The 18,377-nt window shown below is 53.2% G+C and carries 16 protein-coding genes and 1 pseudogene; 10 read left to right on the top strand and 7 right to left on the bottom strand.

The annotated features are described in order from the left end of the window. Positions 1-136: 136 nt before the first annotated feature. On the top strand, positions 137-997 hold the full coding sequence (gene rhtA / locus ACN28R_RS04885; RefSeq protein ID WP_048639899.1) for a threonine/homoserine exporter RhtA: 861 nt from the start codon (positions 137-139) through the stop codon (positions 995-997). A gap of 17 nt (positions 998-1,014) precedes the next feature. On the opposite strand, the gene ACN28R_RS04880 is transcribed toward rhtA, so the two are convergent. After that, positions 1,015-1,575, bottom strand: a complete 561-nt coding sequence (locus tag ACN28R_RS04880) for a shikimate kinase (RefSeq protein WP_095833764.1) — start codon at positions 1,573-1,575, stop codon at positions 1,015-1,017. Positions 1,576-1,949: 374 nt separating this feature from the next. Here ACN28R_RS04880 and dps point away from each other — a divergent pair, with 374 nt between their 5' ends. The 4 genes from dps (at position 1,950) to glnQ (ending at position 5,021) form a co-directional block, all read left to right on the top strand. Beyond that, positions 1,950-2,453, top strand: coding sequence for a DNA starvation/stationary phase protection protein Dps (gene dps / locus ACN28R_RS04875; protein WP_095833763.1), 504 nt, complete (start codon positions 1,950-1,952; stop codon positions 2,451-2,453). A 419-nt stretch (positions 2,454-2,872) separates the two neighbouring features. Beyond that, on the top strand, positions 2,873-3,616 hold the full coding sequence (gene glnH / locus ACN28R_RS04870) for a glutamine ABC transporter substrate-binding protein GlnH (RefSeq protein WP_048638464.1): 744 nt from the start codon (positions 2,873-2,875) through the stop codon (positions 3,614-3,616). Between the two features lie 26 nt (positions 3,617-3,642). Continuing rightward, positions 3,643-4,302 carry a glutamine ABC transporter permease GlnP gene (gene glnP / locus ACN28R_RS04865; RefSeq protein WP_048638463.1) on the top strand — a complete coding sequence of 220 codons (660 nt, stop codon included), beginning with the start codon at positions 3,643-3,645 and terminating at the stop codon, positions 4,300-4,302. Beyond that, positions 4,299-5,021, top strand: a complete 723-nt coding sequence (glnQ, locus tag ACN28R_RS04860; protein WP_048638462.1) for a glutamine ABC transporter ATP-binding protein GlnQ — start codon at positions 4,299-4,301, stop codon at positions 5,019-5,021. Before glnP ends, glnQ begins: the two co-directional genes overlap by 4 nt. A gap of 218 nt (positions 5,022-5,239) precedes the next feature. On the opposite strand, the gene ACN28R_RS04855 is transcribed toward glnQ, so the two are convergent. After that, positions 5,240-7,099: a M3 family metallopeptidase gene (locus tag ACN28R_RS04855; RefSeq protein WP_095833762.1), complete on the bottom strand. Its 1,860-nt coding sequence runs from the start codon at positions 7,097-7,099 to the stop codon at positions 5,240-5,242. 105 nt (positions 7,100-7,204) lie between these two features. Further along, positions 7,205-8,173 carry a DNA-binding protein YbiB gene (gene ybiB / locus ACN28R_RS04850; protein WP_095833761.1) on the bottom strand — a complete coding sequence of 323 codons (969 nt, stop codon included), beginning with the start codon at positions 8,171-8,173 and terminating at the stop codon, positions 7,205-7,207. Positions 8,174-8,317: 144 nt separating this feature from the next. Between ybiB and ACN28R_RS04845 the strand changes: the two are divergent. After that, positions 8,318-8,422, top strand: a pseudogene (locus ACN28R_RS04845) (transcriptional regulator MelR); the annotation flags it as partial. Between the two features lie 58 nt (positions 8,423-8,480). Here ACN28R_RS04845 and dinG read toward each other — a convergent pair. After that, on the bottom strand, positions 8,481-10,589 hold the full coding sequence (gene dinG, locus ACN28R_RS04840; protein WP_048638459.1) for an ATP-dependent DNA helicase DinG: 2,109 nt from the start codon (positions 10,587-10,589) through the stop codon (positions 8,481-8,483). A 174-nt stretch (positions 10,590-10,763) separates the two neighbouring features. Here dinG and ACN28R_RS04835 point away from each other — a divergent pair, with 174 nt between their 5' ends. From ACN28R_RS04835 to ACN28R_RS23860, 3 genes are all read left to right on the top strand, one after another. Next, the gene (locus tag ACN28R_RS04835) at positions 10,764-11,618 is read left to right on the top strand and encodes an AraC family transcriptional regulator (RefSeq protein WP_095833759.1); all 855 of its coding nucleotides are present in this window, start codon (positions 10,764-10,766) and stop codon (positions 11,616-11,618) included. 9 nt (positions 11,619-11,627) lie between these two features. Then, a complete protein-coding gene (locus ACN28R_RS04830) occupies positions 11,628-12,302 on the top strand; it encodes a LysE family translocator (RefSeq protein WP_236840187.1) in 675 nt (224 codons plus the stop codon). Between the two features lie 97 nt (positions 12,303-12,399). Continuing rightward, complete coding sequence (locus ACN28R_RS23860; RefSeq protein ID WP_048638457.1) at positions 12,400-12,507, top strand: membrane protein; 108 nt, start codon at positions 12,400-12,402, stop codon at positions 12,505-12,507. Here the strand turns inward: ACN28R_RS23860 and idi are convergent. From idi to ACN28R_RS04815, 3 genes are all read right to left on the bottom strand, one after another. After that, a complete protein-coding gene (idi, locus tag ACN28R_RS04825; protein ID WP_095833757.1) occupies positions 12,504-13,067 on the bottom strand; it encodes an isopentenyl-diphosphate Delta-isomerase in 564 nt (187 codons plus the stop codon). The genes ACN28R_RS23860 and idi overlap by 4 nt on opposite strands. 62 nt (positions 13,068-13,129) lie before the next feature. Beyond that, positions 13,130-15,436: a beta-glucosidase BglX gene (gene bglX / locus ACN28R_RS04820; RefSeq protein WP_095833756.1), complete on the bottom strand. Its 2,307-nt coding sequence runs from the start codon at positions 15,434-15,436 to the stop codon at positions 13,130-13,132. Positions 15,437-15,830: 394 nt separating this feature from the next. Then, positions 15,831-17,162, bottom strand: a complete 1,332-nt coding sequence (locus ACN28R_RS04815; protein ID WP_095833755.1) for an aspartate aminotransferase family protein — start codon at positions 17,160-17,162, stop codon at positions 15,831-15,833. A gap of 362 nt (positions 17,163-17,524) precedes the next feature. On the opposite strand from ACN28R_RS04815, the gene ACN28R_RS04810 reads away from it, so the two are divergent. Further along, positions 17,525-18,295, top strand: coding sequence for a DeoR/GlpR family DNA-binding transcription regulator (locus ACN28R_RS04810; protein ID WP_095833754.1), 771 nt, complete (start codon positions 17,525-17,527; stop codon positions 18,293-18,295). Positions 18,296-18,377: the final 82 nt, after the last annotated feature.

Raw genomic sequence — 18,377 nt, 5'->3', positions numbered from 1 at the left:
AAATCAATTAAATATCGCGTAAATAAAAGTCAAAAAACGTAAGCACTGTCCGGGAAAATCATTTACAATTGGTCAGTCTAGCGGCACTGTTTTTTTGATGTCTGCCGCTTTTTTACCGTTCATTAAGGCCGGAAGCATGACCTTATCCTCTCCGCGTTTATCCGTATTATTTTCCGTTGTTCTCATTATTGTATCGATGGTGTCGATTCAGAGCGGCGCAGCCCTGGCTAAGTCGCTGTTCCCGCTGGTCGGCGCTACCGGGATGACGGCGCTGCGCCTCAGCATCGGCGCGCTGATCCTCTGCCTTATTTTCAAACCGTGGCGCGTACGTCTCAGTGGAAACCGATTGCCGCTATTAATTTATGGCGCCATGCTGGGCGGAATGAATTTTCTATTTTACCTTTCGATGAGAACGGTTCCGCTGGGCATTGCCGTGGCGTTGGAATTTACCGGCCCGCTTGCCGTCGCCATGTTATCATCACGGCGGGCAATTGATTTTTTATGGGTTATTCTGGCCATTCTGGGACTGTGGTTTTTATTACCGCTGGGACACAATATCGGTAATGTCGATCCGCTCGGCGCTATATGCGCGCTGGGCTCCGGCGCCTGCTGGGCGCTATATATTCTTTTTGGGCGAAAAGCCGGCGCCAATCACGGTCCCGAAACCGTTGCTATTGGTTCGCTTATTGCGGCGGTGATATTTTGTCCAATCGGTTTATTCTATTCCAATACGGTATTATTCTCATCCTCAATATTACCCATTGGCATTGCCGTGGCTATTTTTTCCACAGCCCTGCCTTATTCTCTGGAAATGATCGCATTAACTCGTCTTCCAGCCAGAACGTTCAGTACATTAATGAGTCTGGAGCCGGCGGTTGCCGCTATTTCCGGCATGTTATTCCTCAGCGAACATTTATCTTTCATCCAGTGGACGGCGCTCGCTCTTATTATTACGGCGTCCGTTGGCGCGACCATTACGATAAAATCAACCGAATAAGCTAACCAGCAAAATAATCACTCTGCGCCATAATCATAATAAGCCGTATTCTTTGGCAAGCGACTTATAAAAGCATCACTTTCCCGTGGAGAGCGCAGTTGTATAAAACGTATATGCCGGTAACGCGGGTTGGATAAGTCAGCCAGATAGCGTTTACGATTCCTAGAATAGGTTTTGATTGTCCATAGGAGGATCGAATCCCGGCTAAAAAAGCTGCGTGCGAACTGCTCCCGATTGCCGGTCCCCGTCCATATTTCCTCTTTACGCCAAGACCGTCGCCAGGCCCGGCTGAGCGCCTGATAAAGCGTGCGGATAAAACTATAATCCACCCAGACAACCAAATCGGCTTCACGCCATTTGATCTCGCGGGTTCGATTGTAATTGCCGTCAAGCACCCAGTGTTCCTGCGCCAACGCGGTTTCAAGACGAGGGAAAAACTCGCTATCCGGCGTTTCCTGCCAGTTTTCCCGCCAAAACAAGGCATCCATTTCTATATACGGCACATCCAGCCGCTGCGCCAATCTTTTGGCAATCGTCGATTTTCCACTGCCGCTGGTGCCTACCACGTTAATTTTCATAGCGGATCCCGTCACTGTTACAATAATGTTATTCTTTAATGACTGTCATGAAAAATACAAATAATCATCACCGTTGTTATATAGAATAATTATCATCTGCATTGGCGATTGACATAAACGAATAGGCCGTGTAAATACAAATGATATTCAATCAATCACCCTGTGCGTCAGACCGACGGCCGTCGCCGCAGGATTGAATTAAGTTTATAAAAAGCAAATAATTAGAAAAGCGCTAAATTATAAGTAGTTACTTTTATATGTGCTATATCTATTCATTCGATAGGTGATTCTTTCCAATGTTTTGTCTGGTTGCTGCTATAATTAACCCCGTTGAACAGTAAAATTACGAACAATTAAATAGAGAGGACAATATTATGCGTACCGCTAAATTGGTAAAATCCGCATCTTCTGAGCTTATCTACACTCGTAACGATTTGGATGAAGAACTAAAAACCTCTACCATCAAGCTGTTAAGTCAACTGGTAGTAGATTTCATTGATTTATCGTTGATCACCAAACAGGCTCACTGGAACATGCGCGGTGCCAATTTTATCGCTGTGCATGAAATGCTTGATGGTTTCCGTACCGCAATCACCGACCATCAAGACACCATGGCTGAACGTATCGTTCAGTTAGGTGGCGTTGCCCTGGGCACTACACAAATTGTCAATGAAAAAACGTCGCTGAAAAGCTATCCGGTCGACATTCACAATGTGCAGGATCACCTGAAAGCATTGGCTGAACGCTATGCCATCGTAGCGAACGAAACGCGTAAAGGCATTGCCAAAGCGGAAGATGAAGATACCGCCGATATCCTGACCGCCGCATCGCGCGATCTGGATAAATCCCTGTGGTTCATTGAATCCAACATCGAATAAGGCTATTGCCGACTGTCGTGTAAAGACACATGCGACTTAAGGTATGGCGAGTATATCAGAGCTGCTTCGGCGGCTCTTTTTGTTTTCTCGCGTCAAACGTCCCTCTGAGGCATCCCGGCGCCTGAACTTTTCATAATGTCGGAATAAGCGCTCAAAAAATTAGCAATTGGCCGCCGGAATCAGCCATAACGATAATCAATGGTTGTTTCCCCCAGGTAAATTCGTTAATCATAGCCATCGTCTTGTTCAATAACATTGAAATATAAACCATGTTATTTATAAGGTTATTAACGACGATAGACAAAATTAAACCAATTGCAAATAACACATTGTTTTAAAATTCTTTATGTTTTGTTCTGATATGAATATCGCCGCAAAACAAAAAACTTATCACAACCGGTAAAACTAGGAAGGATTGAATGAAATCACTATTGAAAGCTTCTTTGGCCGCCTTGACGCTGACCATGAGCATCTCCAGCCACGCCGCCGAAAAAGAGCTCATTGTCGCGACGGATACCGCCTTCGTGCCCTTTGAATTTAAACAAGGCGACAAGTACGTTGGTTTCGACATCGATCTTTGGGATGCCATCGCCAAACAACTCAATCTGAGCTATAGCCTGAAGCCGATGGATTTCAGCGGCATCATTCCTGCACTGCAAACCCGCAATGTGGATGTCGCGCTGGCAGGTATCACCATCACTGATGAGCGTAAAAAAGCAATCGATTTCTCTGACGGTTATTACAACAGCGGCCTGCTGGTTATGGTGAAAGCCGATAATAACGAGATCAAGAGTGAGAAAGATTTGAACGGGAAAGTCGTCGCGGTGAAAAGCGGCACCGGTTCCGTTGATTATGCGAAGGCCAACATTAAAACCAAAGACCTGCGCCAGTTCCCGAACATTGATAACGCCTACATGGAATTAGGCACCAACCGTGCCGATGCCGTGCTGCACGATACGCCGAATATTCTTTACTTCATTAAAACCGCCGGCAACGCTCAGTTCAAAGCGGTAGGGGAGTCCATCAAGGCGCAACAATACGGTATCGCTTTCCCGAAAGGCAGCGATCTGCGCGATAAAGTGAACGGCGCGCTGAAAACACTGCAAGAAAACGGCACCTATGCTGAGATCTACAAAAAGTGGTTTGGTGTAGAACCTAAGTAATTGCCGATTTTATCTGGAGATATTCCATGCAGTTTGATTGGAGCGCCATCTGGCCTTCTCTGCCCCTGTTGTTAGAAGGGGCGAAAATGACCCTGCTGATCTCGGTATTGGGTCTGCTTGGCGGCTTGGTTATCGGTGTTCTCGCGGGCTTTGCCCGCGCTTACGGCGGCTGGTTTTCCAGCCGTATCGCACTGGTATTTATTGAAATCATCCGTGGTACGCCCATCGTGGTACAGGTGATGTTCATTTACTTCGCCCTGCCAATGATTTTTACCTCGGTACGTATCGATCCCTTTACCGCGGCGGTGGTCACCATCATGATCAACTCCGGCGCTTACATCGCGGAGATCACCCGCGGCTCGGTGCTGTCTATCCATAATGGCTTCCGTGAAGCCGGTCTGGCGCTGGGATTATCACGCTGGGATACGCTGCGTTATGTTATCGCGCCGCTGGCGTTGCGCCGCATGCTGCCGCCTCTGGGTAATCAGTGGATCATCAGCATCAAAGACACGTCATTGTTTATTGTCATTGGGGTGGCGGAACTGACCCGATCCGGTCAGGAGATTATTGCCGGTAATTTCCGCGCGCTGGAAATCTGGAGTGCGGTAGCGGTGATTTATCTGTGTATCACACTGATACTCAGCTTCATCCTACGTCGTCTGGAAAGAAGACTTAAGATTATATGATTGAATTTAAAAACGTTTCCAAACATTTTGGTCAGACGAAAGTTTTACATGACATCGATCTGAAAATTAATCAGGGTGAGGTGGTAGTCATTATCGGCCCGTCGGGATCCGGTAAATCTACGCTGTTGCGCTGTATTAACAAGCTGGAAGAAATCACCAGCGGTGAACTGATTGTCGATGGCCTGAAGGTTAACGATCCGCGTGTCGATGAGCGCCTGATCCGTCAGGAAGCCGGGATGGTGTTTCAGCAGTTTTACCTATTCCCGCATCTGACCGCGTTGGAAAACGTGGCATTCGGCCCCATCCGGGTACGCGGCGCCAGTAAGGCTGAAGCGGAAAAGCTGGCGAAAGAGCTATTGAGCAAGGTCGGGTTGTCCGAACGGGCGCACCACTACCCTTCCGAGCTTTCCGGCGGTCAACAACAGCGTGTCGCTATTGCGCGCGCCCTGGCGGTTAAACCTAAGCTGATGCTGTTTGATGAGCCGACCTCGGCGCTGGATCCCGAATTACGTCATGAAGTGCTGACGGTAATGAAGGATTTGGCGGAAGAAGGGATGACGATGGTCATCGTGACTCACGAAGTCGGCTTTGCGCATCAGGTGGCGTCGCGGCTGATTTTCATCGATAAAGGCCGCATCGCTGAAGATGGCGACCCGGAAATGTTGATCACCAATCCGCCGAGCGATCGCTTACGTGAGTTCCTGCAACACGTATCCTAATCCTGAGCAAAAATATTGAGGGGAGTTGATGACAAACCTTCCCAAACCCGTCATTCCCGCGTAGGCGGGAATCAGCCAATGGCTGTTTACGGTTTCAGCAGGAGATTCCCGCCTACTACTGCGGGAATGACCGCGCTGGGGCCGTGAAGGATGACAGGGGTATATTAGGGGCTTTGTCATCAGTCTGAAGGGGGCGAAAGCCCCCTTTCATTTATCGATTAGCGGGGATATTCCCGCTTGATAAACGCAGAGAAATCCCGGCACATCACGTCATCACCCTGTTCGTTATCGGCAATCACACGGCTGCCATCCACCACCCGAATCCGCGCGGCTAAATCGAAATCCGCCGCCGGCTGAGGACGCCGCTGCGCCTGAACGATCGACGCCTCGGCCAGTTTCCAGGCATCGTCCACCGTCAGATTGCACGCCTGCGCCAGGTAAGCGGGATTAAATCCCTCTCCCGTCAGGCTGCGCAGAGTATCATCATGGCTGACGCTATTGCCCGGCGCCCAGTAATGCCGCGCCAGGTCGGGGCCAATCGCCGCGTTATCCGTCAGGTAGCCGTCGCGTTGCAGGAAGAAGTGTCTGGTCTGCTCCACCGCCATTAACGCCAGCAGATAGCCCTGATAAGAACAGGCGGACTCCATTGATAATAAATGCGGGATAGCCATCGTCGGCCGGGGGCTGCCGCTGATGCCCAGAATACGTTGTTCGGTATCGCGCGCCAGCTTGCTTATCGCCTCTGGCGTGCGTTGTTCGTCATCCCAGGAATAGAGTTGCCATTCGAAATAGGGCACCAGCAGAATATGCCGTTCATTAAACGCGCGCATCGGCTGGCGCGCGCTGATATTGGCGCGGATCAGCGCATCAGGGACCGTCTCGCCCTGCCCGTTTTTCGCATAACGTTTCAGCCAATCGGCATCCGTCAGCAAGCTGTCGCAGAACATGGATTGCGTTTCCGCATAAGCCATGGATGTAGGGGGAAACTCCTGCGAAAAACACGGCGCATTCTGGCGAATATTGGAGAAGTGCGCGGCGTGTCCGCCTTCATGAAACAGCGTATTAATCCCTGTGGCGCCGCTGCCGACCTGATCCGGCTTCGCCAGACTGGTAAAATTGATGCGCGCCGGGATCCATGTTCCCTGGTCAACAAAAGGCGGAACCGGGCCATGCATAAAGCCATTTTCGTACTTGCCTTTGCGCACCAGCAGATCGAGCTGCATTTCCGCGCCGTTAAAGCCGATATGCAGACGCTTGAAGCTGTTTATCCAACGCGCCAGCGAAGCGGCGAAAGGGAAATAGGGATCGAGCTGACGCGTGACGTCGCCGGCGCTGGCGTAACGAATATTCCACGGCTCCAACGCCTGCTGTCCTTTGGCCGCCGCCAACTCTCTCAGGCTGCGTGCGTTTGCTTCCCGGGTTTGCTCTTCAAAAGGATCGAGAATGGCGAAAAGCTGCTCCGGCGTCATCCGCTCGGTTTTATTCACCTTGTAATCAAAATAGTTGCGATATCCCATCTGGCGGGCAAAGCGGTTACGCAGGTTGACCAATTCAGGAAAACCGTTATGCAACAGCCACTGCTCCAGATCGCGTAACGCCTGTTGCGAGCTCTGCCGATAGGCTTCCGTATCATTGGTCGCCTGGTTGGTCAGCAATTCGCCCAATGAGGCGGCAACCCGTTGGCCTTGTGCATCCAGGTGCGTCATTTCATAGGTTTTACGCTTTTCAAACAGCGCGCTTTCCGCCGCGATGATCGCTTCCATCAACGTTTGCGCTTCGGGATCTTCAATCACATTGCAGTCAAAGAACCGATACCATCCTTGCAATCCATGCAGTAATGCCTGCCGCTTGTCATTTACCGGGCTATTTTCCACCGCGGCAATGTGCTGACGTAATTCAACCAGCCGCTGCGGCTGGGAAATAAAACGTTTATAAGCATTTTCAGCATGGGAAAACCGGGCGGAAACATCATCGCTTCCGGTTCCCATATACAACTGCCAGAACAGATCTTCTTTGGTTTGGTGAACGGCAAGATAGTCACGGTTCAGCGCATTAAAATAATCTACACTCTGTTGCATCATATTCCTTCTCTACCCCTTATGGTTGCAAGTGTCTTGTTTCCCTGACCGGGCGCCCCTTCGCGGAACGCGACACGCCCTGGTTCAAACTGGCTTCGGGAGGATTCAGCCCAATCGTTTTCTCACGCTGGCCACGGCCTGTTCCATCGTCGGCGCTTCCCCCGTCGCCACCAGACAGCAAGCCAGCTGCAGGCGAATCGCGTGCGGTAAGGCAGTCTCTCCCGCCAGACATTGCGCTGTCCAGCGCGCCGTTGTTACGGCATCTTTCGCGATGGGCAAACCGTCCGGGGCGACCGTTATCTCCTGACGCAGTTGCAAAATCTGCGTGTCCTGCTGATGAATAAAGTGAATTTCCGGACAGCGTTGAGGAGCGGCATAGACTTCGCCTTCCGTGCCATGCATCAGCAATGCCCGGCCACCAATATCTCTGAAGAAAGTGCCGACGCGGGAAACATACTCCGGGTGGGATACGCTGGCGATCCGCAGGGCATCGTCTTCCCTAAACGGCGTGGCGACTTTCGCCAGAGTATGGCTGCTGTTGCGAACGCCCATGCGCCAGCGCAACTGCAACTGACGATCGATGGCCGGACACAGCAGCGAAATCGGGATAAACACCGGCTCGCCGGCATCAAGCCGCGCCTGCGCCTGCGCGGCGTTCTCCGCCGCGACGATGCCAAGATGATGCAATATTTCGGCGCTGATGACGCGGGTCGGATCTTCCATCACGCCGTGGATCACCACGGGGAAACCCAGCTTCGCCAGCAGAAGCGCCAACAGCGGCGTCAAATTGGCCTGCTTTCTTGCGCCGTTATAGCTGGGGATCACGATAGGCATCGAACGCCCGGCAGGCGGCTGCAGGTGAAGAACCTGTTCATTCATCGCCTGATAAAAACCACGCATTTCCGCTTCGGATTCCCCCTTGATGCGAAAGGCAATCAGCAGTCCGCCCAGTTCAAGCTCCGGCACCTCGCCATTCAGCATCTGGCGATACAACTGATAAGCGGTCTCCTGGTCCAAATCGCGGGCATGATTTTTACCGCGTCCGACCTCTTTAATCACGTTGGTGTAATTCATGCAGCCCCTCATTCAGCGCGATTTTCCCCTTTATCTTTCAACGCGCGGTTTCATCTCCGCCCGCGCGTTGCAGTCTCTGGGTATAGTTAATAGCTTATCTGCGAAAATAGCATGTTTTTCTTGCGGCTGAGTAACGTAAATAGCCGCTCCGGCAGCCGCTACTACAGTACCTTTAATAAATAGATCGGCATGTCGCCCCAACAATATCGCAAACTGAGTCAGCATCGGCGACAGCCGATGGCGGGTTAAAGGCGCGGAGTTCATATTGATATCCGTATCAGCAGCGGCGCGCCGATCACGACGATAGCTAATCGCCCTGCGGCATCGCCCGTTCTTCGATCGGGAAAACGGGCAAGGCGGCAAGCAACTGGGCGCCATAGCCTTTGGTTAACAGGCGGCGGTCGTAAATAACGATTTCACCGAAGCATTCATGGCTGCGGATCAGGCGACCGACCTGCTGGATAAGATTGAATGACGCGCTGGGTAAACTCTGCACCACGAACGGATGACGTTTCAGGCTTTTCAACCACTCGCCTTCCGTCAGAATCACCGGGCTGTCAATGGGCGGGAAGGCGATTTTATGGATATGCACCTGAGACAGTAAATCGCCCTTCAAATCCAATCCTTCGGCAAAGGATTGCAGGCCGATCAATACGCTGGTCTGCCCCTGCTGCACGCGCTGGCGGTGCAGTTCCACCAGCCGATAACGCGGCTTATCCCCTTGCACCAGCAGCATCAAGCGCAAATCGGCGACCTGAGTCAGGAAAAGCTGCATCGCCCGCTGGCTGGCGAACAGCATCAACAGGCCGTGATGCTTGCCCTGTTGCAGCTCCGAGCGGAAAAAGCGCGCCATTTCGGCAATGTGCTGCGGCTCATTTGCCATCAGCGGTTCATAACGCATTTTCGGGATCACCAACCGCCCTTGCTCACGGTGGTTGAACGGCGAACTCAACGCCATGAAACGATCCCCGGCGTCCTCGCTCAGGCCGGATAACTCCTGTAAACGCGAGAAACTGTTCAACGATCGCAGCGTCGCCGATGTCACCACCACGTGCGGCACATGATCCCATAACAATTTTTCAAGCTGGTCGCACACTCGAATCCCGGCACAGTGCAGGGACAGATGCGATTGACCGTCGCGAACATAGCGGGTAAGCCATTTGGATACCGGCGCATTGGACGATTTCTCCATCGCCGCCAGACGCCACAGTTTGCTTAACGCCTCCAGATAGCCCAGCAGCCGGCTCATTTTCAACAGCGCATGATGCAAACGCACCACATCGTGTTTCCCGGTTTTTTCGCTGAGATCGTTGAGCATGAACTCCGTTAACGCGCGCAGACTATCGGTCAGCTTAAATAACCGGGTACAGCTTGCGCGCATTTCATCCGGCATTTTACCCATCGGGAAGCGATACTCCGCTTCGCCGCCCTCTTGCGGCAAAAAAAGTCCGCACATTTGCGCCAATGCGCCCACCGTCTCACGCATCTCTTCGCAATGGCTGGTCAGCCGTTCACTGTGCGCCAGCCGCGGCGGCGACTTCGGCGCGAACTGCGACATACACAGCCCGATCTGCTGCACCAATTGCTCCAGTTGCAACGTTATGGCGTCAGGCGTGATATCGCCGGACATTTCCAACGTATCGCGCGCCACATCGGGGATGTGGTGCCCTTCGTCCAGCACCAGCAGCAGATCTTTAGGATTCGGCAACACGGACTCGCTTTCCATTGCCGCCATCACCAATGCGTGGTTGGTTACCACCACATCGGCATTTTCAATTTCGCGGCGGGCGATAAAAAACGGACATTCGCGGAAATAGTGACAATTGTGCCCAAGGCAGTTGGCTTTATCGGTGCTGAGTTTTCGCCACAGGCCGTCGTCAATCGACTCCTGATAGTGATCGCGCAGGCCGTCCCAGGCATAGCTTTGCAAAGCCTTTTCGATACGCGCGCATTTTCCTTGCTCTTCGCGGCTCGACGGCACCCGTTCATCATCCAGAAACAGGGTTAAATCCCCCTGCGCATCCACATCCGTCGCCAGCATGGCCAAATTACGCGGACAAACATAGCGTCCGCGGCCAAATGCCGCGGTGAATGTCAACTCGGGGATAAACTTTTGCAGCAAGGGCAAATCTTTGCTGAAGATTTGATCCTGCAAGGCCACATTGGCCGTGCTGACCACCAGCGTTTTTTCTTCCGCCCTGCCGACCGCGATACCGGGAATCAAATAGGAGAGCGTTTTGCCTACGCCGGTAGGCGCTTCGATGGCTAAATGGCGCGGATAGTCCCCCGCCAGCGTTTTTGCCACTTCAGCAATCATCTGTCGTTGGGGTATGCGGGGAATAAAATCCGGAATCTGTTGTTGCAGCGCCTTATACCATTGGCCAATCTGCTGCTTTATTGCGGGGGACAGCGCCATGCATTCTCTGTATTCAGTCAATCTGGCGGGTATTGTCCCACAGACTGTCCGTAACGTCAGCCGATATCGCCGCACATTCCCCTCTCGACAAAATCCGGACCGCCGGTTAGGGTAAGCCTATGTTTTGGCGCCAATGATAATTCAGGGCAGGCGCCCCGAAAGATGAAGGCTCTTATGTCATCCGTTCATACTATCGAACAGTCATACTGGTTTTCCCCGCGGCTTCCTTATGTCGAGAGCCGTTCCACCTGGCGCAGCAGCCAAGGCTATAAAACGCATAGCCATGCGCAGTTCTCTATCGGCGCTATCGAACAGGGCTCGACGATCTGTCATTACCGCGGGGAAAAGCACCGCTTGCAGGCCGGCGATCTGATTTTCATCGATCCCCGGCAGCCTCACAGTTGCAACCCCTTACCGGGCCAGACCCGCAGCTATCACATGCTGTATCTGGATACGCAATGGTGCCTGAAACAACTGTCGGAAATATGCGGATATCCCGTCTACTCACTGTACTGCCGCTGTATTAGGCTGCGCGACCCCGCGCTGTTTGCCGGTTATCTGCATCTGATCGGCCAACTTCATCGCGCAGAGATCGCCGCCGCCCGGCAAACGCTGAATGCGTTGATAACGCCGCTGTTACAGCAATATTGCGTTCCGCTTCGACAAACCGATGCACAGCCGGCCTCCTCCGCCCTGGCCCAACTGACGGCGCAGCATGTACGCCAGCGTCTGCTCAGCAACTTGCAGGGAGCGCCGTCGCTGGAAACATTAGCGGATGAGTTAAATCTGCGGCGGGAAACCATTGTGCGCCATTTTCGCCGCCATACCGGCATTACCCCCATGGCATTTCTTAATAATGCGCGCGTGGAATATGCCAAGAGTCTGCTGAAAAAGGGCGCGCCGCTGGCCGATGCCGGCTATCAGAGCGGTTTTTGCGATCAGAGCCATTTCCATAAAATCTTCGTGCAATACACGGCGGCCACGCCCGGACAATATCGGCTGGCCCGATCAATATTTGACAATAAATAGCGATATCAAATGCCTAGACTGACCTCGATTACTCTGCGAGGTCCCGGCATTATGCACATCAGTACACTCTTTCCCGATAATTTCCCGGCGCTGGCGCTGGCTCATTTTATTGCTTTACTGAGCCCCGGCCCGGATTTTTTCCTGCTCACCGCCTATGCGATTCGCTACCGCTTGCGGGGCAGCGCCGGCATTTGCCTCGGTATCGCGCTGGGAAACGGCCTTTATATTTTTCTGGCGATAATCGGTTGGGCGGGCATCCAGCATTCGCCGCGGCTCTTTACGATCGTTGAATTGAGCGGCGCCTGTTATCTGTTATGGATTGGTTATCAACTGCTGAAAAGCCCTGCGCCGCATCTGGCGACACCTGCACAGCTGGCCGGCAACTGTCCCGAGTTTCCCCGGCAAATTCTGCTGGGGCTGGGCTCCGCACTGTTGAACCCCAAGAACATCCTGTTTTACATCAGCCTGATGACCACCATTCTTGGCCCGCATGTCACCCCTATTCAGCAAATATTCAGCGGGGTCTGGATGTTTTCCATCGTACTCGGCTGGGATCTGCTGCTTGCCATGCTGATTACGCTGCCGCGGATACAGCAGCGGCTTGAGCGTTATCTGAATCCGATCGAGCGCGGCGCCGGCGTCATTTTGATCGTCTTTGGTTTAGCGCTCCTGTTTCATCACTGAAGGCTTTCTTCAGCGTCATAGATGCCGGGGCGTCGGCTTTCTCGCAACGCGAATTATTTAGGGTATAATCCGGGGGAATTAACCAAAGGATAACCAGATGAACTTAGGCAAAGCAGGGATTATCGGGCTATTTGCCCTCTGCGCCCTTGGCGGGATCGGCGGCATGATGCTGGTTGGTTACATCATCATCGTGCACGGCGGTTAATCTTTCCCCGCCGCAGCGTCGCCGCCATTCTGCGCGGCATGAAATTGCGCCCAATAGGCCGGAATACGCGAAAATGTCAGCTTAAACCAGTCGGTAAAGGCTTCCGGCGAAGCATCCATTTGCCGTCTAACCTGTTCCAGCGAAAGATACTGAAATTTTCCGACTTCATCGGGATCGGCAGCGGGGATATCATCCGTCATACCGAAATAGACATGCCCGAATTCATGTTCGATCAACCCGTTTTCCAGCGGCAGGCGATAGGTCAGCGTAAACATCGCGGTAAGCGCGCACCGCAGCCCCATTTCCTGATACAAACGGCGATGGGCCGCCGGCAGCGTCTCCTCGCCGGGAGACGGGTAACCGCAGCAGGTATTGCTCCATAATCCCCCGCTGTGATATTTTCCGTTGGCCCGCTGTTGCAGCAATAGCTGGTGCCGGGAATTGAAGATATAAACGGAAATCGCACGATGCATTACGCCTTGCTCATGCGCCGCCAGCTTCTCCATCACGCCTGTCGGCCTGTCGTTTTCATCAACCAGAATAACTTCCGTTAACGGCATATCCTCTCCCTCAGCCATAGCCACCGTCGGCAACACTGGCCGCCGATGGCTGCGCGGCGGTTCTATAACAAAGTGAAATGCTGACTTTTCACACGTTGTGAATCCAAGCCGATAAATACCTCATATTGACCAGGCTCCACCACCTGCTGCATGCGGGCATTGTAGAATTTCAGCGCATCCGGTTCGATGGGGAAGCTGACGGTACGTGATTCGCCGGGTTGCAGCATCACTTTCTGAAAGCCTCGCAGTTCTTTCACTGGTCGGCTGATGGATGCCACCACATCATGCAAGTACAGCTGTACCACCGTTTCGCCCGCCCGATCGCCGGTATTTTTAACCGTTACGCTGGCTGTTACCGCGCCATCGCGCTTCATGGTCTGGCTGGATAAGCGAACATCCGAAACGCTGAACGTGGTATAGCTCAGGCCATAACCAAACGGATAGAGCGGCCCGTTCGCCTCATCGTAATAATGAGAAGTGTACTTGCCGGGGTTTTCCGGCGTATAGGGACGGCCGGTCGGTAAATGGTTGTAATAGATTGGAATTTGGCCAACGGAGCGTGGGAAGGACATCGGCAGTTTGCCCGAAGGGTTATAGTCGCCGAACAGGACATCGGCAATCGCATTACCCCCCTCGGTTCCGCTGAACCAGGTTTCCAACAACGCATCCGCCTGTTGATCTTCCCGCACCAGCGCCAATGGACGCCCATTCATCAACACCAACACCAGCGGTTTACCGGTCGCTTTCAAAGCAGCGATCAGCGCCTTCTGGCTTTGCGGCAGATCAATATTGGTGCGGCTTGAAGCTTCATGCGCCATACCCGCCGCTTCCCCCACCACCGCAACCACGACATCAGCCTGTTTAGCCGCCTGCACCGCTTCGTCAATCATCACCTGCGGCGAGCGTTTGTCGACCTGAACGGCATCTTCATACAGATTAAGAAAATCAATAATTCCCTGATGGTTACTGACATTCGCGCCTTTGGCATACACAATGCGGGCTTTATCGCCCACCGCATTTTTAATGCCCTGATAAACGGTGATCGTCTGCTTGGTTACGCCGGCCGCAGACCAGCTCCCCATGGTGTCGCGTTTGCTGTCGGCCAACGGCCCGACAACGGCAATGGTTCCCTGTTTTTTCAACGGCAGCGTCTGCAGGCGGTTTTTCAGCAAAACCAGACTTCTGCGCGCAACGTCGCGCGCTTCCAGACGATGTAAACGGCTCTCCGCATTGGTATCGGCGGGATCGGAATCCGCCGCCCCCAGATGGCGATAGGGATCCTGGAACAGCCCCATGTCATATTTTACGTTCAGCACCTGGCGGCAGGCTTCATCGATTTCCCGCTCGCTCACCGCCCCGCTCTTGACCAGTTCAGGCAAATAGCGCATGAAATATTCATCACTCATGCTCATACCCACGCCGGATTTCAACGCCAGACGGGAAGCATCGCGCGGACTACTCGCCACCCCATGTTTAATTAGCTCTTTAATCGCGCCATGGTCGGTAATGGTGATCCCGGTAAATTTCCACTGGTCGCGCAGAATATCTTTCAGCAACCAGCTATTGGCCGTGGCCGGCGTACCGTTAATGGAATTCAGCGCCACCATCACGCCGCTGCTGCCCGCATCAATGGCGGCTTTGTAGGGCGGCATATAATCCTGAAACATTCGCTGGGGGCTCATGTCCACCGTGTTGTAATCTCGGCCGCCTTCAACCGCGCCGTAAAGCGCATAGTGTTTCACGCTGGTCATCAATGAATGGCGCGCCGTCACGTCATCCCCCTGAAACGCTTTCACCATTACGCCGGCTATTTTACTGGTTAGCCAGGTATCTTCGCCGAAACCTTCAGAGACCCGTCCCCAGCGAGGATCGCGGGTAATATCGACCATCGGCGCCCAGGTCATATTCAAGCCGTCTTCCGTGGCTTCATAGGCGGCAATCCGCCCGCTTAGCGCGATGGCATCCATGTCCCAACTGGATGCCAGCCCCAACGCAATGGGGAAAATGGTGCGCTGGCCGTGCACCACGTCGTAAGCAAAAAACAGGGGAATTTTCAAACGGCTGAGCTGCATGACCTGATCCTGCATAGCACGGATATCGGGCCGCGTAACCGTATTAAAAATGGCTCCGACCTGACCATTTCTGATCATTTCACGAATCGCCGCTTTCGGGTTATCCGTCCCGACGCTGATCAATCTGAGCTGTCCGATTTTTTCACTCAGCGTCATTTTGTTTATTAAATCAGTAACAAACGCATCCCGCTGCTGATGTGACGTTGTAACAGACAAAGGGGCGGAAGCGATTTCCTGGGCAAATACAGGGTTACAGGCAAGTCCAATTGCAATCGTCAGTGAAGTAAGCCATTTCATTCTTTTATACAGACCCTATCAATCCAGGCATCAGGGTAACTCACTGAAGCACAAGACAGGTTTGAAAAAATCAGTTAGCCAATGCGCCGTGAAAACCGGCATGGTGAGAATAACGACTCACCTACAGCGCCAACATACTCGAATACACAGCGCGTAATAATAGTGTATTTGTTTACGATTCATTTAATAAAAACTGTAAGAATAATGCGATGCGTTGCGCAGAATGAACATTCCTTTCGCGGCGCCCGGCAGATCTCAACCGTATCAGGCAGTAAGCGAACGCCACCCGATCGTATAACCGGGTGGGCGATGGAGGATATTGTAGGGAACGCCGGAGCCGGACGCCCGCAGAGGCGCCCGTTCCGTGGAGGTTAATCGTTGGGAAAACCGGCGCTTACTGAGGCAGCGCCTTATCCAGCGCGCCAACCAGCCAATCGATATCCTGCTGTTGAAAAGCCAGCGGCGGTCGCAGTTTCAATACGTTGCCGTGCGGCCCGGCAACCGAGGTCAGAACGCGTTCGGCGCGCAGCCGTTCAATCACATCCAGCGCCAATTGTTTATCCGGTGTTTTACTCTCGCGATTGCTGACCAGCTCAAAACCGATAAACAGCCCGGCCCCGCGCACATCGCCGACGCATTCGTGCCGCTGCGCCAAATAGCCAAGCTCCCGGCGCAGCTTTTCGCCGACAACCAGACTATGCTGCTGCAGGTTTTCCTCTCTGATCACGCGTAAGACCGCCTGCGCGGCGGCGATGGAAACCGGATTGCCGCCAAAGGTATTAAAGTAAGGGATGGCATCGCTGAACGCCGCCAGCACATCGGCTTTAGCCAACAGCGCGGAGATGGGAATGCCGTTACCCATCGGTTTGCCCATCGTCACCACGTCCGGCACTACATTGTGCCGGGCGAAGCCCCAGAAACTGTCGCCGGTGCGGGCAAATCCGGGCTGAACTTCATCGGCAATAAAAATGCCGCCGTTGGCATGCACCACATCGATGGCGGGTTGCAGATAGCCGACCGGCCCCGGCAAGACGCCATCGGATGAAAAGATAGAATCGGCCAGAAAACCGGCGAACTTAATGCCGTTGGCGGTCATATCATCAATCTGCTTTTGTATCTCATTGGCGAACCATACGCCCAGGTCCGGCGCATCCACCCGATAACGATCGGGCGCGGGCACCAGACGCGTGGTGGCGGCGAGCGGTTGCCCACTGCCCAACGCGGGCGAAGCGCCGGAGGTCAGTTCGCTGGTGCCGTGATAGGCTTCGCGGCTGACAATGATCCCGCTGCCGCCGCTGTAGGCTCTTGCCACGCGGATTGCCAGATCGTTCGCCTCGGATCCGGTGCACATATACATCGCTTTATTGATTTCATTCGGCATCGTCGCCAGCAGATCGGCGGAATAGTCTAAAATACGTTCATGTAAATAGCGGGTGTGGGTGTTCAACAGGCTCATCTGTTGATGCACCGCCTCAATCACCGCCGGATGGCAATGACCGATACTGGCGACGTTGTTATACACGTCAAGGTATTGATCGCCGGCCGCATCCCAAAGATATTGCCCCTTGCCGCGCACCAAATGCACCGGATTGCGATAAAACAACCGATAAGACTCGCCAAGCAGCTGACCGCGCTTCTCGGTCAGGTTACGAATATCCGCATCCAGCGCATCGGCGTGTTCCGCGCGAAAGCTATTGGTATCCATAATGGTTGAACGTATCGCCATGACAACTCCATTATAAACAATTAATTAGGGTTAAGGCCGGTTCCATTACTGCCGCAAGATCGACAACTGAAATGAATGGAGCGGTTAGAATATGGGCATCACCATACATCAAAAGCAATAAAATGCACAAATACAAAAAACAGCACAAAATGAAATAATATTGTGTAAAGTATTCCTGACTGCGCGGGCGTTAATATCCAATGATCTGAATGCAAAAGGACGAGGAGGCCGCCCAGCATAAACAGCGGCCTTTTCTGCTTGTATTACGGAATTTGTGACTATAATGACGCCGGAATTTTATCTCCCGACAGGAGCGCTGGATGCATCTTTGTCTGGTCCGTTAATCCTGAGAACCGATATTCATGTTAGAAGAAACTCGTTTACATCGTATTCGTGCCCTTTTGTCCACATTAAACCGGGTCAGCACCGAGAAAATTATTCAACACCTTGGCGTATCCAGGGAGACCGTGCGACGGGATATTCTCAAGCTGGAAGCGATGGGCGCCCTGCGCCGCGTACATGGCGGTATCGTGGCGACGTCGCAGGAGCCGGAAGCGCCGTTATCGGTGCGTAATACGGTCCGCGAACGCGAGAAACAGGCCATCGCCCGCGCGGCGGTGCGTCAGCTAAAGGCGGGGCAAACGTTATTCATCGACGCGGGCAGCACCACCTCGCTGCTGGCTGATGAACTCTTGTCGATGCCGGGGATGACCGTTATCACCAACAGCCTGAACGTGGCGCTTAAGCTGACGGCGACCGAAACCGAGCTGCGCCATGAGGTGATTTTACTCGGCGGAAACATGGGACTCGCGGCTCAGGCCACCTGCGGTGATTTAACCATCAGCGAACTTCAGCGTTACCGCGCCGATGTCGCCCTGTTATCCCCGGTGGGGCTATCCAGTCAATCAGGCGCCAGTAGCTTTGCGCACCATGAAGCCGCCGTCGCGAGTTTAATGGTACAACACGCCAATACGCGGATTATTATGGCGGATCACAGCAAGATCGGGCTAACCAGCCGGATTATTTACGCCACCATGGCGGAGATAGATATCATTATCACCGATGCGGCCGCCGCCGATAAACCCGCCCTGGCATCGCTTCAGGCGCGATGCCAGCAGACGATCCTCGCCTGATGTCATTCCGGTATGCGCCTTACTCATTGGCGCCCTTTCTGCGCTATATCTTTAGGATGATCCGCGACACTTTCCGTGCTAA

Source organism: Brenneria goodwinii, assembly GCF_002291445.1.
GTDB classification, from domain to species: domain Bacteria; phylum Pseudomonadota; class Gammaproteobacteria; order Enterobacterales; family Enterobacteriaceae; genus Brenneria; species Brenneria goodwinii.
Note: the sequence above shows the minus strand (reverse complement) of the source record. Positions and strands in the feature narration are given on the sequence as shown.

What these genes read in the sequence shown, in the direction of transcription:
- rhtA (WP_048639899.1), top strand. Translation starts at nt 137, where the DNA reads ATGACCTTATCCTCTCCGCGTTTATCCGTATTATTTTCCGTTGTTCTC.
- ACN28R_RS04880 (WP_095833764.1), bottom strand. Translation starts at nt 1,575, where the DNA reads ATGAAAATTAACGTGGTAGGCACCAGCGGCAGTGGAAAATCGACGATT.
- dps (WP_095833763.1), top strand. Translation starts at nt 1,950, where the DNA reads ATGCGTACCGCTAAATTGGTAAAATCCGCATCTTCTGAGCTTATCTAC.
- glnH (WP_048638464.1), top strand. Translation starts at nt 2,873, where the DNA reads ATGAAATCACTATTGAAAGCTTCTTTGGCCGCCTTGACGCTGACCATG.
- glnP (WP_048638463.1), top strand. Translation starts at nt 3,643, where the DNA reads ATGCAGTTTGATTGGAGCGCCATCTGGCCTTCTCTGCCCCTGTTGTTA.
- glnQ (WP_048638462.1), top strand. Translation starts at nt 4,299, where the DNA reads ATGATTGAATTTAAAAACGTTTCCAAACATTTTGGTCAGACGAAAGTT.
- ACN28R_RS04855 (WP_095833762.1), bottom strand. Translation starts at nt 7,099, where the DNA reads ATGCAACAGAGTGTAGATTATTTTAATGCGCTGAACCGTGACTATCTT.
- ybiB (WP_095833761.1), bottom strand. Translation starts at nt 8,173, where the DNA reads ATGAATTACACCAACGTGATTAAAGAGGTCGGACGCGGTAAAAATCAT.
- dinG (WP_048638459.1), bottom strand. Translation starts at nt 10,589, where the DNA reads ATGGCGCTGTCCCCCGCAATAAAGCAGCAGATTGGCCAATGGTATAAG.
- ACN28R_RS04835 (WP_095833759.1), top strand. Translation starts at nt 10,764, where the DNA reads ATGTCATCCGTTCATACTATCGAACAGTCATACTGGTTTTCCCCGCGG.
- ACN28R_RS04830 (WP_236840187.1), top strand. Translation starts at nt 11,628, where the DNA reads ATGCCTAGACTGACCTCGATTACTCTGCGAGGTCCCGGCATTATGCAC.
- ACN28R_RS23860 (WP_048638457.1), top strand. Translation starts at nt 12,400, where the DNA reads ATGAACTTAGGCAAAGCAGGGATTATCGGGCTATTTGCCCTCTGCGCC.
- idi (WP_095833757.1), bottom strand. Translation starts at nt 13,067, where the DNA reads ATGCCGTTAACGGAAGTTATTCTGGTTGATGAAAACGACAGGCCGACA.
- bglX (WP_095833756.1), bottom strand. Translation starts at nt 15,436, where the DNA reads ATGAAATGGCTTACTTCACTGACGATTGCAATTGGACTTGCCTGTAAC.
- ACN28R_RS04815 (WP_095833755.1), bottom strand. Translation starts at nt 17,162, where the DNA reads ATGGCGATACGTTCAACCATTATGGATACCAATAGCTTTCGCGCGGAA.
- ACN28R_RS04810 (WP_095833754.1), top strand. Translation starts at nt 17,525, where the DNA reads ATGTTAGAAGAAACTCGTTTACATCGTATTCGTGCCCTTTTGTCCACA.